Origin of the sequence: Bacillus sp. FSL R5-0576 (assembly GCF_038004765.1) — a bacterium.
Classification (GTDB): Bacteria; Bacillota; Bacilli; order Bacillales; family Bacillaceae; genus Bacillus; species Bacillus subtilis.
Map to the genome: position 1 here is coordinate 1,336,837 of NZ_JBBORU010000001.1, position 14,604 is coordinate 1,351,440.

11 protein-coding genes are annotated in these 14,604 nt (G+C 40.1%); 6 read left to right on the forward strand and 5 right to left on the reverse strand.

Going from position 1 to position 14,604, the window contains the following annotated elements; translation table 11 throughout:
* Window positions 1-103: 103 nt before the first annotated feature.
* The 3 genes from mcpC (at window position 104) to NX903_RS06970 (ending at window position 4,395) form a co-directional block, all read left to right on the forward strand.
* The gene (gene mcpC / locus NX903_RS06960) at window positions 104-2,071 is read left to right on the forward strand and encodes a methyl-accepting chemotaxis protein McpC (RefSeq protein ID WP_086343782.1); all 1,968 of its coding nucleotides are present in this window, start codon (window positions 104-106) and stop codon (window positions 2,069-2,071) included.
* Window positions 2,072-2,208: 137 nt separating this feature from the next.
* Complete coding sequence (locus tag NX903_RS06965) at window positions 2,209-3,075, forward strand: NAD(P)-dependent oxidoreductase (protein ID WP_015715802.1); 867 nt, start codon at window positions 2,209-2,211, stop codon at window positions 3,073-3,075.
* Between the two features lie 429 nt (window positions 3,076-3,504).
* Complete coding sequence (locus NX903_RS06970; protein WP_124059806.1) at window positions 3,505-4,395, forward strand: Vgb family protein; 891 nt, start codon at window positions 3,505-3,507, stop codon at window positions 4,393-4,395.
* Between the two features lie 338 nt (window positions 4,396-4,733).
* Here NX903_RS06970 and NX903_RS06975 read toward each other — a convergent pair whose 3' ends face one another.
* A complete protein-coding gene (locus tag NX903_RS06975; protein WP_024573418.1) occupies window positions 4,734-5,507 on the reverse strand; it encodes a CAP domain-containing protein in 774 nt (257 codons plus the stop codon).
* Between the two features lie 336 nt (window positions 5,508-5,843).
* Between NX903_RS06975 and NX903_RS06980 the strand changes: the two genes are divergently transcribed.
* Together NX903_RS06980 and kinA are read left to right on the forward strand one after the other, a co-directional pair.
* Window positions 5,844-7,964: a peptidoglycan D,D-transpeptidase FtsI family protein gene (locus tag NX903_RS06980; RefSeq protein WP_124059807.1), complete on the forward strand. Its 2,121-nt coding sequence runs from the start codon at window positions 5,844-5,846 to the stop codon at window positions 7,962-7,964.
* Window positions 7,965-8,127: 163 nt separating this feature from the next.
* Window positions 8,128-9,948: a sporulation histidine kinase KinA gene (gene kinA / locus NX903_RS06985; RefSeq protein ID WP_015252197.1), complete on the forward strand. Its 1,821-nt coding sequence runs from the start codon at window positions 8,128-8,130 to the stop codon at window positions 9,946-9,948.
* Between the two features lie 9 nt (window positions 9,949-9,957).
* Here the strand turns inward: kinA and NX903_RS06990 are convergent, their stop codons facing one another.
* Complete coding sequence (locus tag NX903_RS06990; RefSeq protein ID WP_014476653.1) at window positions 9,958-11,139, reverse strand: aminotransferase A; 1,182 nt, start codon at window positions 11,137-11,139, stop codon at window positions 9,958-9,960.
* Window positions 11,140-11,340: 201 nt separating this feature from the next.
* A complete protein-coding gene (locus tag NX903_RS06995) occupies window positions 11,341-11,502 on the reverse strand; it encodes a hypothetical protein (RefSeq protein ID WP_003245246.1) in 162 nt (53 codons plus the stop codon).
* 203 nt (window positions 11,503-11,705) lie between these two features.
* Between NX903_RS06995 and cheV the strand changes: the two genes are divergently transcribed.
* Window positions 11,706-12,617 (forward strand): chemotaxis protein CheV, encoded by a 912-nt coding sequence (cheV, locus tag NX903_RS07000; protein WP_014476655.1) that lies wholly within the window; start codon window positions 11,706-11,708, stop codon window positions 12,615-12,617.
* Window positions 12,618-12,660: 43 nt separating this feature from the next.
* Here cheV and NX903_RS07005 read toward each other — a convergent pair whose 3' ends face one another.
* Together NX903_RS07005 and NX903_RS07010 are read right to left on the reverse strand one after the other, a co-directional pair.
* Window positions 12,661-13,125, reverse strand: a complete 465-nt coding sequence (locus tag NX903_RS07005; protein ID WP_086343783.1) for a YkyB family protein — start codon at window positions 13,123-13,125, stop codon at window positions 12,661-12,663.
* A gap of 125 nt (window positions 13,126-13,250) precedes the next feature.
* Window positions 13,251-14,543, reverse strand: a complete 1,293-nt coding sequence (locus NX903_RS07010; RefSeq protein WP_014479656.1) for an MFS transporter — start codon at window positions 14,541-14,543, stop codon at window positions 13,251-13,253.
* Between the last annotated feature and the right edge of the window lie 61 nt (window positions 14,544-14,604).

Consider the following 14,604-nt stretch of genomic DNA (forward strand, 5'->3'; position numbering starts at 1 on the left):
GATTGAATTTTCAGTAAATATATTCCGGTTTTCTTATAATTTATTTTTTGATTATTCATTTTTCAAACGAAAGGGCCGATATAGAAATTAGGAGGGGATTGGTTTGTTTAAAAAACTTCACATGAAGATTGCTGTTTTTGTTTCGATTATGTTAATCGTCACAGTTGTTCTTTTAATGCTGTCTTCTTATTTGACGCTAAAACCGATGATTACAGAGGATGGGAAAAATACAACTCAAAACGTGACGCAGTCACTTGAACAAAATATTGCATTGCAATTAAAGAGTTATGCCATTTCGTTATCAAGATTGGCTAATGGGGAATTAACGCATACATTTATAACGAAACCAAGTAAAGAAGCTTCTCGGCTGTTTCACGATGACATTAAGCAAATCAAAGAAAACGATGATTATGTTGCGATGGCTTACATAGGCACCGCAAAAAAAGAAATGTTTACATATCCAAAAGCGGATTTCGCTGAGGATTATGATCCAACATCAAGACCATGGTATAAGCTTGCAGCTGAAACCCCGGATCAAGTTGTTTGGACGGAACCTTATAAAGATGTCGTGACAGGAGACATGATTGTTACTGCATCGAAAGCGATCTTAGACGGGCAAAAAGTGATAGGGGTTGCCAGCTATGACTTGAAACTCTCTGCTATCCAGAGTATGGTCAATAAACAAAAGGTGCCTTACAATGGATTTGCCTTTTTAGCTGATACGAGCGGCAATCTTTTAGCCCATCCGTCAAATCAAGGAAAAAATATATCAAAGGATCAAACACTGCAAACCATCGCATCCGAGAAACAAGGGATACAAGATGTGAATGGAAAAATGGTTGTGTACCAAACGATTGGCGAAACGGACTGGAAGGTCGGAACGCAATTTGATACCGATCAATTAATGTGGATTTCAGATAAAATGAATCGGGCAAATCTTTGGATATCATTGCTTGCGCTTATCATAACAATTATTCTCAGCTACTTCCTGGCCAAAACGATAACCGGTCCGATACAGCAGTTGATCGCAAAAACGAAAGCTGTTTCCGCAGGCGATTTAACAGTGCGCGCGGAATCAAAATCTAAGGATGAAGTCGGTATTTTAACAAGAGATTTCAATCTGATGGTTGAAAATATGAAGGAAATGGTTGAGCAAGTGAGACTCTCTTCAGGGAAAGTATCTGACACCTCTGAACAACTAACGGCTGTCTCTGCCGAAACAAATGAAACAAGCGGACAAATTGCAAAAGCGATTGAAGAAGTAGCCGCAGGGGCATCGGAACAGGCTTCTGAAGTTGAAACCATTAATGAAAAATCGGAAAGCTTGTCAACGAAAATCAGGCAAATCGCTGAGGAGGCAGGCGGAATTAAAGAACGCTCTAAATCGTCCGAGGATGCAAGCTATAAAGGACTTGACGCGCTCGGCCAGCTGCTGATGAAATCAAACGAAGCCAATATGGAAACGAAAAAGGTTGAAACGATGCTGCTGGATTTGGAAAATCAAACTAAGAATATTGAAGAAGTCGTTACAGCGATTTCAAACATATCTGATCAAACCAACTTGCTTGCCTTAAATGCCAGTATTGAGGCAGCCAGAGCCGGAGAAAGCGGGCGCGGTTTTGCCGTCGTAGCCGATGAAGTGCGGAAGTTAGCTGAGCAATCAGCCCTTTCTACAAAGCATATCAGCGAGACTGTGAAGCTTATCCAGCTTGAGACAAAAGAGGCCTCTCACGCAATGGTTGAGGCAAGCAGAATGAATGATGAACAAAATAGTGCCATTCACGAAACTGGAGAGGTATTAAATACGATAACTGCAGAAATGCAGTCACTGGTACAAGGTATTGATCACATTTACGCGGAAATTCAAAGAATGAGTGAAGAACAGCTTGCGATATCTGAAGCTATTCAAAGCATTTCAGCCATATCACAGGAATCAGCTGCCGCAGCAGAGGAAGTGAACGCATCAACCGATGAACAGCTTGTCACCCTTGATAAAGTCAAACACTCAACGGAAACACTAAAACATGCAAGCCAAGAGCTTATGAACACAATTGCAAAATTCACATTGTAATCCAATTACATCCCCAAACATCATTTGTTTTGGGGATTTTTTATTTTATAAGATGAATAGATATGGTAGTCTAGAAAATGAAGGAAAAATGATAAATTTTAACTAAAATCTAAACGAAACATCTGGGAGGAATGACCTTGAAAAAAACAATTGGTTTTATCGGTCTTGGAGTAATGGGAAAGAGCATGGCATCACATATTCTGAATGACGGCCACCCTGTTTTGGTGTACACCCGGACAAAAGAAAAAGCAGAAAGCATACTTCAAAAAGGCGCGATCTGGAAAGATACGGTCAAAGATCTTTCGAAAGAAGCGGATGTTATCATCACAATGGTCGGCTATCCCAGTGATGTTGAAGAAGTGTATTTCGGAAGCAATGGAATTATTGAAAACGCAAAAGAAGGCGCATATCTTATTGATATGACGACATCTAAGCCTTCGCTTGCGAAGAAGATTGCTGAAGCGGCCAAAGAAAAAGCATTGTTCGCTTTAGACGCTCCTGTTTCCGGTGGAGACGTCGGTGCACAAAACGGAACACTCGCGATTATGGTCGGTGGAGAAAAAGAAGCTTTTGAAGCCTGCATGCCGATTTTCTCTTTAATGGGAGAGAATATTCAGTATCAAGGACCGGCTGGAAGCGGACAGCATACCAAGATGTGCAATCAGATTGCAATTGCAGCCGGTATGATCGGTGTTGCTGAAGCGATGGCTTATGCTCAAAAATCAGGCCTAGAGCCGGAAAATGTTCTGAAAAGCATCACAACGGGCGCAGCCGGAAGCTGGTCATTGTCAAATCTTGCTCCCCGTATGCTGCAAGGCAACTTTGAACCGGGATTTTATGTGAAGCATTTTATTAAGGATATGGGAATTGCACTAGAGGAAGCAGAATTAATGGGGGAAGAAATGCCAGGCTTGTCGCTCGCAAAATCCTTATATGACAAGCTAGCTGCTCAAGGTGAAGAAAACAGCGGAACACAGAGTATATATAAGCTTTGGGTGAAATAAAAAGACTGCTTGTATCCTGCAGGCAACCATCAGGCTGTCGTGAAAATCTCGACAGCCTTTTTTTGGACTATAAGTGCGTAAAAGAGAAAAATACCACTTGTTTTAAATAATTGACAAAAAGGAGACAGTATTTTACTGTTGCCTTAACGAAAAACGAAAGGGTGAAAATAAGAACATGATTCTATAATTCTAGCTTTAAGAAAGAATCAATAGCTTAACCTATACATTCAACATCAGTGACTATTTTTCTGATGATCTGAATGGCTTATTTGTTTTGTTTATTGATTTATTCTCTGAGATAGGATTATGGGGTAATGTTCTTATTACTAAAGCGGCTTTGGAGTGAAGTCGATTTAGCATTGCCTCCTATCTCAGAAAAGTGAGTATAGGAGGCTTTTTTTGTAGATTATTATTGATGGGAGTATTGATATGAAGCTTGAACAGCAAGAAATAAATATTTTACATTCTGATTCTGGTCCATATGGGATAGCCATTTCACCCGAAGGAAAGGTATGGTTTACTCAACATAAAGCTAACAAGATCAGCTGTCTTGATAAGACGGGCCAAATTCAAGAGTATATTGTTCCGACACCTGATGCTGGAGTCATGTGTTTAACGGTGTCTTCAGAAGGTGATATTTGGTTTACAGAAAATAGGGCTAATAAGATAGGGAAACTGACAGCAAAACGGCAATTTATAGAATATCCATTGCCGCATCAACATTCAGCCCCATATGGGATTACGGAAGGTCCAGGCGGAGATACCTGGTTTACTGAGATGAATGGAAATCGTATAGGTAAATTGACATCAGAGGGCAAAATTCATGAATACGAACTGCCTAATGAAGGATCGTACCCTTCTTTTATTACGTTGGGTTCAGATCACTCACTTTGGTTCACTGAAAACCAGAATAATGCTATCGGCAAAATAACTGAATCAGGTGAGTTAACGGAGTTTCCAATTCCTACACCAGCAGCAGGACCAGTAGGCATTACAAAAGGGCATGATGATGCACTTTGGTTTGTAGAGATAATGGGTAATAAGATAGGTAAGATTACGGTTTCCGGTGAAATAACTGAATATGATATCCCTACACCAAATGCACGACCTCACGCTATCGCTGCAGGTGTAAAATCTGATTTATGGTTTACCGAATGGGGGGGAAATAAAATCGGAAGGCTGACAAGTGATCAAACAATTGAGGAATATACAATCAACACACCTCATGCTGAGCCTCATGGAATAGGATGCGATAATGATGGCACAGTTTGGTTTGCATTAGAATGTAACAAAATAGGGAAATTAAAATTAACTAAATAATGGGAAATGAGCTCCTTTGCACCTCATGCGAAACCCTAAGTTGCTCAACCTGACTCAAAAATTTCTCCTTTATTATAAAAAGTCAAATCTATCAATGGCATAAATCTATTGCAGCAGCTTTGCTATTGAAGGTGAAAGAAAAACGGATTTAGTGAACAAGTTCCCCTCACAGCCGGGTGAAGAAGACTGCCTTAACTTAACCTTGCTTGGCTGGGGGTCTGGCAGCTTTTTTCTGTTTCTCCATACATTTAGATGAATACAACAAAAAAGCTTGTAGAAAAAACATGGTTTTCTCTACAAGCTGAAGATTACCTGTATCGTACAGGGAATTTTTTTTGTTATTTTCCGATGAATTGTTGTGTCCAGATGCTTCCAGACTCAACGTAGCCAACACCGATGTGAGTAAAGTTAGGGTTTAGAATGTTTTTTCTGTGTCCTTCACTGTTCATCCAAGCTTTTACTACTTCTTCTGGTGTCTTTTGGCCCTTCGCAATGTTTTCACCTGCTGTTTTGTAGCTGATTCCGAAAGATTTCATCATATCAAACGGTGAGCCGTATGTTGGGCTTTGGTGATCAAAGTAGTTTTTGTCCTTCATATCCTGAGATTTTGCGCGTGCAGATTTGCTTAACGTTTCATCAATTTGAAGCGGCTTTAATCCTTGTTTTTGTCTTTCTGCATTTGTAAGTTCAACAACTTTTTTCTCATATGCACTTACAGATGAAGGTGCAGATGTTGTTGTGTTTGTTTTTTCAGCAGTTGCAGGTGCTTTAGAAGCAGTGTTTTGATCAGCAGCTGCTTTTTCAGTAGTCTTTTGTGCAGGTTTTGCCGTTTCTGTCTTTTGAACATCCTGAACTTTCACGTTAGATTGCTTCGCATGTTTTTGAAGAAGCTGCTTAATCTCTTTTTCGTTTGCAGCGTTTAACGTTTTGATATTTGTGTTAATATGCAGTTTTTTCACTGCATCGTTAAGTGACATGTTTTGTACTGTGTTCCCCGTTTTTACTGTAACCACAGGCTGGCAGGAGAGTTCTTTCGCTGATGCTTGCTGTACGCCCCCGAATGTGAATAAGCCAACCGCAGCGGCAGCAGATAAAATAAATGCTTTCTTCATTAGTTCGTAACCTCCTAGAGTTGTTTGTTTCTACAGAAAAATCATAACATAGCTTTTTTGTCATAAAGGTTCCAGCACTTTCCTTTGACAAATAGAGATTGTCATTTTCGTAAAGTAAATCCGTTGAATCACTAAGAATAAGGGAATCAGCGGTATATATGATTTTATCGTACCGTTACATATCTTCCTTTTTTTTGAACCGTTAGTTATATTTTAATGTGTTTTTATATTGACAGCTTTTTTTACTCCTTTTCGCTGTAACAACTATTACAAAGGTGTTACAATTAATCTCAGTATATGTAAATATATTGAATGATTTGAGAGGGGTAACCAGAAGTGACTGAAATAGGACGTGAACCAAAGAAAAAGAGCAAAGGAAACAGAGCAATCAGAATGAACCTTTTTTTCCTAGCTGTCTTTGTTCTATTCACTGCATTAATTTTTAAGCTCGGGGTTGTTCAAATTGTTGAAGGCGAACAGCATGAAGAAGACGCTGAGAAATCAAATGCAAAAACAGCTTACTATCCTGCGCCTCGCGGGAAGATGTACGACAGAAACCAGAAAGTTGCTGTCGACAACCAGAGCGTTCCAGAAATTGTGTATGTATCAACATCTAGCACAAAAACAGAAGATAAAATCAAAACAGCGAAGCGGCTTGCTTCTTTCATTCATATTGATACTGAATTTTTGAAGGAAAGGGATCTTCGTGATTACTGGATCGCAGCTCATCCGAAAAAAGCCGCCGCTCTGCTTAAGGAATCAGAAAGCAATCTGAAAGGAGACCAGGCTTACAAGCTTCAAATAGAGCGTGTTCCGGATCAAGAATTAAAGGCTATTCAGCAAGATGACGAAGAAATGGAAACTGCTGCGATATATACAAGGTTTTCAAGCGGAAATGCTTACGAACCTCAAATCGTAAAGGCAATGAATCCAAATAAGAGCAATAGCAATGGAAAAAACGGAGCGCTGCTTGATGAGAAGAAAAACTCCTCGCAAAGACCAAAAAATGACTTAACATATGATGAAATTTCCATTGTTTCTGAGCATTTAGAAGAACTTCCGGGAATCGATATCGTAAACGATTGGACACGAAAATATCCTTATGACAAAACCCTTTATTCTGTTTTCGGGGGCGTCACGACACCTGATCAGGGCCTGCTGAGCGACCGGAAAGATTTCTACTTAACAAGAGGCTATGCGAATAATGACAGGGTGGGAAAAAGTTATTTAGAGTATCAATATGAAGAATATTTAAATTCGCATAAAGAAAAAGTGGAATACGTAGAAGATAATAAAGGAAATGTCGTCAGCCAAAAAACCATTGATAAAGGCAGCAGGGGATACGATCTTCAGCTTGCTTTTGACATGGAGCTTCAGGCAAAGGTAGAAAAGATCATTGAAGAAGAAGTAAGAAACAGCCGTGCACGCGGAAATTACATGCTTGACAGAGCCTTTGCCGTGATGATGGACCCGAATAACGGCGATATTTTATCGATGGCAGGGAAAAAGATAGATTTAAAAACCAACAAAATTGAAGATTATGCGATAGGGGCATTTACCACCCAATATGAAATGGGATCAGCAGTAAAGGGGGCCACCGTGCTAGCCGGCTATCAGGACGGGATCCCGCATTATAAATATTTTGTTGATACACCTCTTTATTTAGCAGGATACGGTAACAAACCGAAGAAATCCTACATGAACATGGGAACCATCAATGAATTAACCGCTCTGCAAAAAAGTTCAAACGTATATATGTTTAATGTTGCCATGCACATTGCCGGTGTCACATACAAGCCGTATGGACCTCTTCCTGCTGACCAGAAGGATTTAAACAAAATGAGAAATTACTACAGCCAATTTGGCCTGGGAGTAAAGACAGGTATTGATCTTCCGCAGGAATCAGCCGGAATGCAAACTACACCTGATGCGGTAGGGGGGTTAATTTTAGACTTGGCCATTGGACAATACGATACATATACACCGCTTCAAATGGCACAGTACATCTCATCAATTGCCAATGGGGGCTACCGTGTTCAGCCAAGAATTGTTACAAGTATCCATGAGCCCAGCAAAAAAGAAGGCCTTGGGAAGACCATTGAACAAAGAAAGCCAAACATTCTCAACAAAATTAACAACTCAGAAAGTGACATTCAGCAGGTGAAGACCGGAATGAAGCTAGTTACCACTTCAGGGACAGCAAAAAATACGTTTACAGAAGATGTATCAGGGAAAACGGGAACAGCGGAAACATTTTACTACGGCACGAATCGCAACTGGTGGGGGGAAAAAACATACAATCTGACTTTTGTCGGCTATTACCCATCGAAAAATCCAAAAGTGGCTTTTAGTGTTGTTGTTCCATCAGTAAATGATGATGATAAGATCAATAAAATTATTGCCAAAAGAGCTATACACGCCTACGCAGAGCTCGAAAAAAAACACAGTAAAAAATAAAAAACAGGGTGCACAACGAAAAGATTGTGTGCCCTTTCTTTTATTCAAAAATTGACGTTCACCATAAGAATAGAAGGAGAATACTCATTTTCTAGCGAATCATACTAGGTAAAAGTCAATCTGTATATGTCGAAACACGATGATCATGCAAAGGAGGGATTCTGTGGAACAGGATACGCAGCATGTTAAACCACTTCAAACAAAAACCGATATTCATGCAGTCTTGGCCTCTAATGGACGCATCATTTATATATCTGCCAACTCCAAACTGCATTTGGGCTATCTCCAAGGAGAGATGATCGGATCATTCCTCAAAACGTTTCTGCATGAGGAAGACCAATTTTTGGTTGAAAGCTATTTTTATAATGAACATCATCTGATGCCGTGCACCTTTCGTTTTATTAAAAAAGATCATACGATTGTGTGGGTGGAGGCTGCGGTAGAAATTGTTACGACAAGAGCTGAGCGGACAGAACGGGAAATCATTTTGAAAATGAAGGTTCTTGAAGAAGAAACAGGCCATCAATCCCTAAACTGCGAAAAACATGAAATCGAACCTGCAAGCCCGGAATCGACTACATATATAACGGATGATTATGAACGGTTGGTTGAAAATCTCCCGAGTCCGCTATGCATCAGTGTCAAAGGCAAGATCGTCTATGTAAACAGCGCGATGCTTTCAATGCTGGGAGCAAAAAGCAAGGATGCTATTATTGGAAAATGGTCCTATGAATTTATTGAAGAAGAATATCATGATATCGTGAAAAACAGGATTATACGAATGCAAAAAGGAATGGAAGTCGGAATGATTGAACAGACGTGGAAAAGGCTTGATGGCACACCTGTTCATTTAGAAGTGAAAGCATCCCCGACCGTCTACAAAAACCAGCAGGCTGAGCTGCTGCTGCTGATCGATATCTCTTCAAGGAAAAAATTCCAAACCATCCTGCAAAAAAGCCGTGAACGATATCAGCTGCTGATTCAAAATTCCATTGATACCATTGCGGTGATTCACAATGGAAAATGGGTGTTTATGAATGAATCGGGAATTTCCCTGTTTGAAGCGGCTACCTATGAGGACTTAATTGGCAAAAACATATACGATCAGCTGCATCCTTGCGATCACGAGGATGTAAAAGAGAGAATCCAAAATATCGCCGAGCAAAAAACAGAATCTGAAATTGTCAAGCAATCCTGGTTCACCTTTCAGAACAGGGTCATCTATACGGAGATGGTCTGCATTCCGACGACCTTTTTTGGTGAAGCGGCCGTCCAGGTCATTCTTCGGGACATTTCAGAGAGAAAACAAACAGAAGAATTGATGCTGAAATCGGAAAAATTATCAATCGCAGGGCAGCTCGCGGCGGGAATCGCCCATGAGATCCGCAACCCTCTTACAGCGATCAAAGGATTTTTACAGCTGATGAAACCGACAATGGAAGGCAACGAACATTACTTTGATATTGTGTTTTCTGAACTCAGCCGTATCGAATTAATACTCAGTGAACTGCTCATGCTGGCGAAACCTCAGCAAAATGCTGTCAAAGAATATTTGAACTTGAAAAAATTAATTGGTGAGGTTTCAGCCCTGTTAGAAACGCAGGCGAATTTAAATGGCATTTTTATCAGAACAAGTTATGAAAAAGACAGCATTTATATAAACGGGGATCAAAACCAATTAAAGCAGGTATTCATTAATTTAATCAAAAATGCAGTTGAATCAATGCCTGATGGGGGAACAGTAGACATAATCATAACCGAAGATGAGCATTCTGTTCATGTTACTGTCAAAGACGAAGGGGAAGGTATACCTGAAAAGGTACTAAACCGGATTGGAGAGCCATTTTTAACAACAAAAGAAAAAGGTACGGGGCTTGGATTAATGGTGACATTTAATATCATTGAAAACCATCAGGGAGTTATACATGTGGACAGCCATCCTGAAAAAGGCACAGCGTTTAAAATTTCATTTCCAAAAAAATAAAACAACGGCTTAAACGCCGTTGTTTATCGTCTGCATGGCTTCACGTTTTTTTAATACAAATAATTCTAAACGGTCCAGGCCTTCTCTCAGCGTGTCCAGCGAGTACGCAAAAGACAATCTTACATATCCTTCACCATATGTTGAGAACGAGCTGCCCGGCACGAGTGCCACACCAGCGTCTTCCAAAAGAGCCATACTAAAATCAAATGAAGTCATTCCAAATGATTTAATAGAAGGGAAGATATAAAACGCACCGGACGGTTTAACTACGTCAAGTCCCATGGAAACAAGACGGTCATAAACATAGTCCAGACGTTTTTTGTATTGTTCTCTCATAATCAATGCGTCGTCAAAGCCGTTTGTGACAGCTTCAAGCGCGGCTTTTTGAGAAATGGATGAGGCGCACGACACATTGTATTGATGAACCTTTAAAATGTGCTTTGCAATGTCTTTCGGTGCGAATAAAAATCCAATTCTCCAACCGGTCATGCTGTGTGATTTTGACAAGCCGTTAATGACAATTGTTTGATCCCGCAAATGGTTTGCGATGGAGTAATGCGGTCTGTCATATGTTAATTCACTGTATATTTCATCAGACAATACGAAGACATTTCTGCCTTTTAAAAGGGCTGCGATGCTTTTCAGTTCTTCTTCAGATAAAGTCACGCCGGTAGGATTTGACGGATAAGGAAGCACGACACACTTGGTGTTGGGTGTCAGAGCATCTTCAATCAGCCGGGCGGTAAGCTTAAAGCCGTGTGACGTAGTATCAACAATGACAGGCTTGGCCCCGCACAAATTGATAATAGGTTCATAGCCCGGATAAATAGGCCCTGGCATAATGACTTCATCACCGGGAGATAAAATCGTCCGGAATGCAGCATCAATGGCTTGGCTTGCGCCTGTTGTGATGATAATTTCAGATTCAGCATCATAGTTGAAATCCGCTTTTTTCTTCATATAAAGCTGCACAGCTTGTCTCAGCTCCAGGTAGCCGGCATTCGGAGTATATGACGTCACGTTTTCATCAATGGCTTTTTTTGCGGCAGCTTTCACATGATGCGGTGTGAAAAAATCAGGCTGGCCGATTGTAAGTGAAATGACGTCTTCGTGTTGGGCTACAAGATTCGAGAATTTGCGTATTCCTGAAATTTCGATCTCTCTTGCTTTCGGATTCAGCAAATGTTCCATAATTCATCACCTTAACAAATATAATGAGTTTATCCTATTTTACCACTAGCTGATCATTTGTCACCTTTTTAACTGATATATTTCGATTGTATGCGCCTTTTTTCTAAACATACCTTTCTTTTCAGAAAAAAAGAAGACAACCAGCGATTTGATTGTCTTTATTGTATCATGTTCTATTATTGTTTATATGTGCCAATTTCATTAATAGCCATAATCAAAATGAAGGTCTTCGTGCCAAATCAGATACGGAGGATGCTCTTCTTGAAGGTCAGCTGATTCTTTCTTCATATTCAGGTAAGTTTCTTCACTGATATCCTCTAAAACAGTCATTTCGTTTTCTTTAAATATTACTAAGGTACCCATTATTTACACCCTTCTTTGGAAAAATCCTTGACTATTTTATCACTGTTAGTTGGAAAGTCAATGGTTATTAGGAAAAAAGTTTCTTTTTTGAGGAACGCGGCTTGTTGCCTTCGGAATTCGATTTTGAAGAGCTGCCATTCACTTTTTACAAATTACGCCGATATATACAGTACAATACTGAATGCGAATAGCGAGGGATTGAATTGTCGTTACAACAATACGAAATTTTATTGGATTCTGGTACAAATGAATTAGAAATTGTGAAGTTTGGCGTGGGTGAAAATGCTTTCGGAATTAACGTCATGAAGGTAAGAGAAATTATTCAGCCTGTCGAGGTGACATCAGTGCCTCACTCCCATCAGCATGTAGAAGGAATGATTAAACTCAGAGGAGAAATCCTCCCTGTGATCAGTCTCTTCTCATTTTTTGGAGTAGAGCCTGAAGGATCAAAAGATGAGAAATATATCGTGACTGAATTTAATAAACGGAAAATTGTTTTTCATGTCGGCTCTGTTTCTCAAATTCACAGAGTATCCTGGGAAGCGATTGAAAAGCCGACATCGTTAAATCAAGGAATGGAGCGGCACCTTACCGGGATTATTAAGCTCGAAGACCTGATGATCTTTTTGCCTGACTATGAAAAAATTATTTATGACATTGAATCAGATTCAGGTGTTGACACGTATAATATGCACACCGAGGGCTTCGATGAAAGAAGAACTGATAAAAAGCTAATCATTGTAGAGGACTCACCGCTTTTGATGCGCCTCTTGCAGGATGAATTAAAAGAAGCAGGGTACAACAATATCGCTTCGTTTGAAAATGGAAAAGAGGCATATGAATACATTATGAACCTTGCTGAAAACGAAACTGATTTATCAGAACAGATTGATATGATCATCACTGATATTGAAATGCCAAAAATGGACGGACACAGGCTCACAAAGCTGCTGAAGGAAAATCCGAAAAGCTCAGATGTGCCGGTTATGATTTTCTCATCGTTAATTACGGATGATCTGCGTCACCGCGGCGAAGTTGTAGGCGCAGATGAGCAAATCAGCAAGCCTGAGATCAGTGATTTGATTAAAAAAGTGGATACGTATGTTATTGAATAAATAAAAACAGCCGTTGCCAGAAAGAGGCACGGCTGTTTTTATTTTAAAAGTAACTCTCGCCAAGTTTTTTAAAGACCGGTTTATGGTAAGCTGGCTGCTGGCGATTTGGCACTAGCGGCTTTTCTTTCATGCCGACATATTCTTGCAATAGGTGTTTCGCTTTTGTTAAAGACATTTGAGCTTTAGGATTTCGGTACGATTGATTAAGTGTACCTAAATGCGGAAGATGTTCGAAGTCTTCTTTAGTTGGAGGCATGTGAAAATAGTAGTCTCCGATTGAGATAAGCACGTCCGATTGCTGTTGGCTGAACCTTGGATTTTTTGAAAAATGAAGCCCTATTTTCTTTCCTTTACCTTCTTTGACAAGCTTTTGCAAAGCCCGTTTTTTCAGCAGATATAGGTATTTAGGGTTGGGGGCGGTTTTTGCATGGCGGTTCACAGTGTAAACTGCTTTTGAAAGATTTTCTACGGTTGGCTGCAGATCTTTCGCATATGCATGGTCGTCCATTATTTCTCTCCTTTGCTCTTATCAATTTCTATATGTTTAGATTATACTTTTTTAAAGTTGAAATGCAAATATTGAATGTAAAAATGCGCTTTTTTCTAAGAAAAAAAGCGCATTTTTAACCTGCATTATACAGATCTTGCCTTCTTTTTCGGCTGTTCTTGAAATGCTTCCTGAACATTTACTTCCACAGCCTGAGCACTGTATTTTGGCAGTGCAATAAAATAAAAAATAAAAACGAGCAGGATAATAACACCCATGCCGTAATAAAGATAATCAATGTTTGAAACAAACTTAGGGAATAACAGTGCGACTAAGCCAAGTGTCAAAGACTGTGCAAACATCATAAAAGGGTCCTGCATGCCGCTTACACGTCCCATCAGTTTTGGATGAACAATTTTGGGCATCCACCCTCCGATTGCAATGTTGATCGGTCCGATGCACATTCCCAGTGCAAAAGCTGCCGCGTAATACACCCATAAAATATTGGTGTAGCCGAGGACGAAGATCAGCAAACCTGCAATGAAAATCGGTATCGACATTAAAAAGTGCGGCTTCACTTTTTTAGAGATGATCGTGCCGATTACGCTGCCCGCCAGCAGCCCAAACCCGAGTGCGATCGTAAATACAGACGTATGCCACTCATAACGGTCAGGCGCCAATCCATATTTCATTGTAAACATCGGCAATACGGCGAATCCTCCATTGACAAATCCAAAAATGAAGAAGCCAAAAATAAGAGATGCCAGCAATTTGTTTTTTAAAATATAGAGGATGCCTTCTCTAAAGTCATTTATTGAATCCTTAACAGAAGTCTTTCTCCAGCTGAATGCACCGTTTGGCTGTCGGGCTTCTTTTGGAATCCTGCAGCTGCGGATCAGCAGCCCGGAAATGATAAAGCTGACAAAATCAAGAATAATGGCGCCTTCAATACCGATGGTGTTGTACATAAACGCGCCTATACCGACTCCAAACACCATAAAAATGCTAAAAAGCATCTGATTAAGCCCTGCCGCTTTCGCATAATGCTCCTTCGGCAGAATGGCTTGTACCAAACTGTTTTCTGCCGGAAAGAAAAACTTTGTTACAGCGCTTCTGATAAATAAGATACAAAAAACAAGAGGAATATTGCCGGTAAATAAAGTGAAAAAAAGCACGACAGTCAGGCCTGCTCTGATCCAATCACAATTTTCTGCCACCTTTTTTCTGTCAAACCGGTCCGCGACGACTCCCACGATCAGAAATACAAATATGGTCGGAAGAGAATACATCAGCTCCGCCAAGGTCGTATATGAAGGCTGGCTGCTGAATCGGTCCAGCAAAAAAAAAGCAAAGGCCATGTTGCCTACTGTCGTGCCCATTTGAGAAGCGAGTGCTGCGAAAAATAGACGAACAAAATTACGATTTTTAAATATATCCATAAAAACGCTCCTTACCCTAAAGGTCCCACTTTATCATATTATAAACCGCCTGTTTTTGAAA

Coding starts and splice junctions, on each gene's coding strand:
- NX903_RS06970 (WP_124059806.1), top strand. CDS start 3,505: ATGAAGCTTGAACAGCAAGAAATAAATATTTTACATTCTGATTCTGGT.
- NX903_RS06975 (WP_024573418.1), bottom strand. CDS start 5,507: ATGAAGAAAGCATTTATTTTATCTGCTGCCGCTGCGGTTGGCTTATTC.
- NX903_RS06990 (WP_014476653.1), bottom strand. CDS start 11,139: ATGGAACATTTGCTGAATCCGAAAGCAAGAGAGATCGAAATTTCAGGA.
- NX903_RS06995 (WP_003245246.1), bottom strand. CDS start 11,502: ATGGGTACCTTAGTAATATTTAAAGAAAACGAAATGACTGTTTTAGAG.
- NX903_RS07005 (WP_086343783.1), bottom strand. CDS start 13,125: ATGGACGACCATGCATATGCGAAAGATCTGCAGCCAACCGTAGAAAAT.
- NX903_RS07010 (WP_014479656.1), bottom strand. CDS start 14,543: ATGGATATATTTAAAAATCGTAATTTTGTTCGTCTATTTTTCGCAGCA.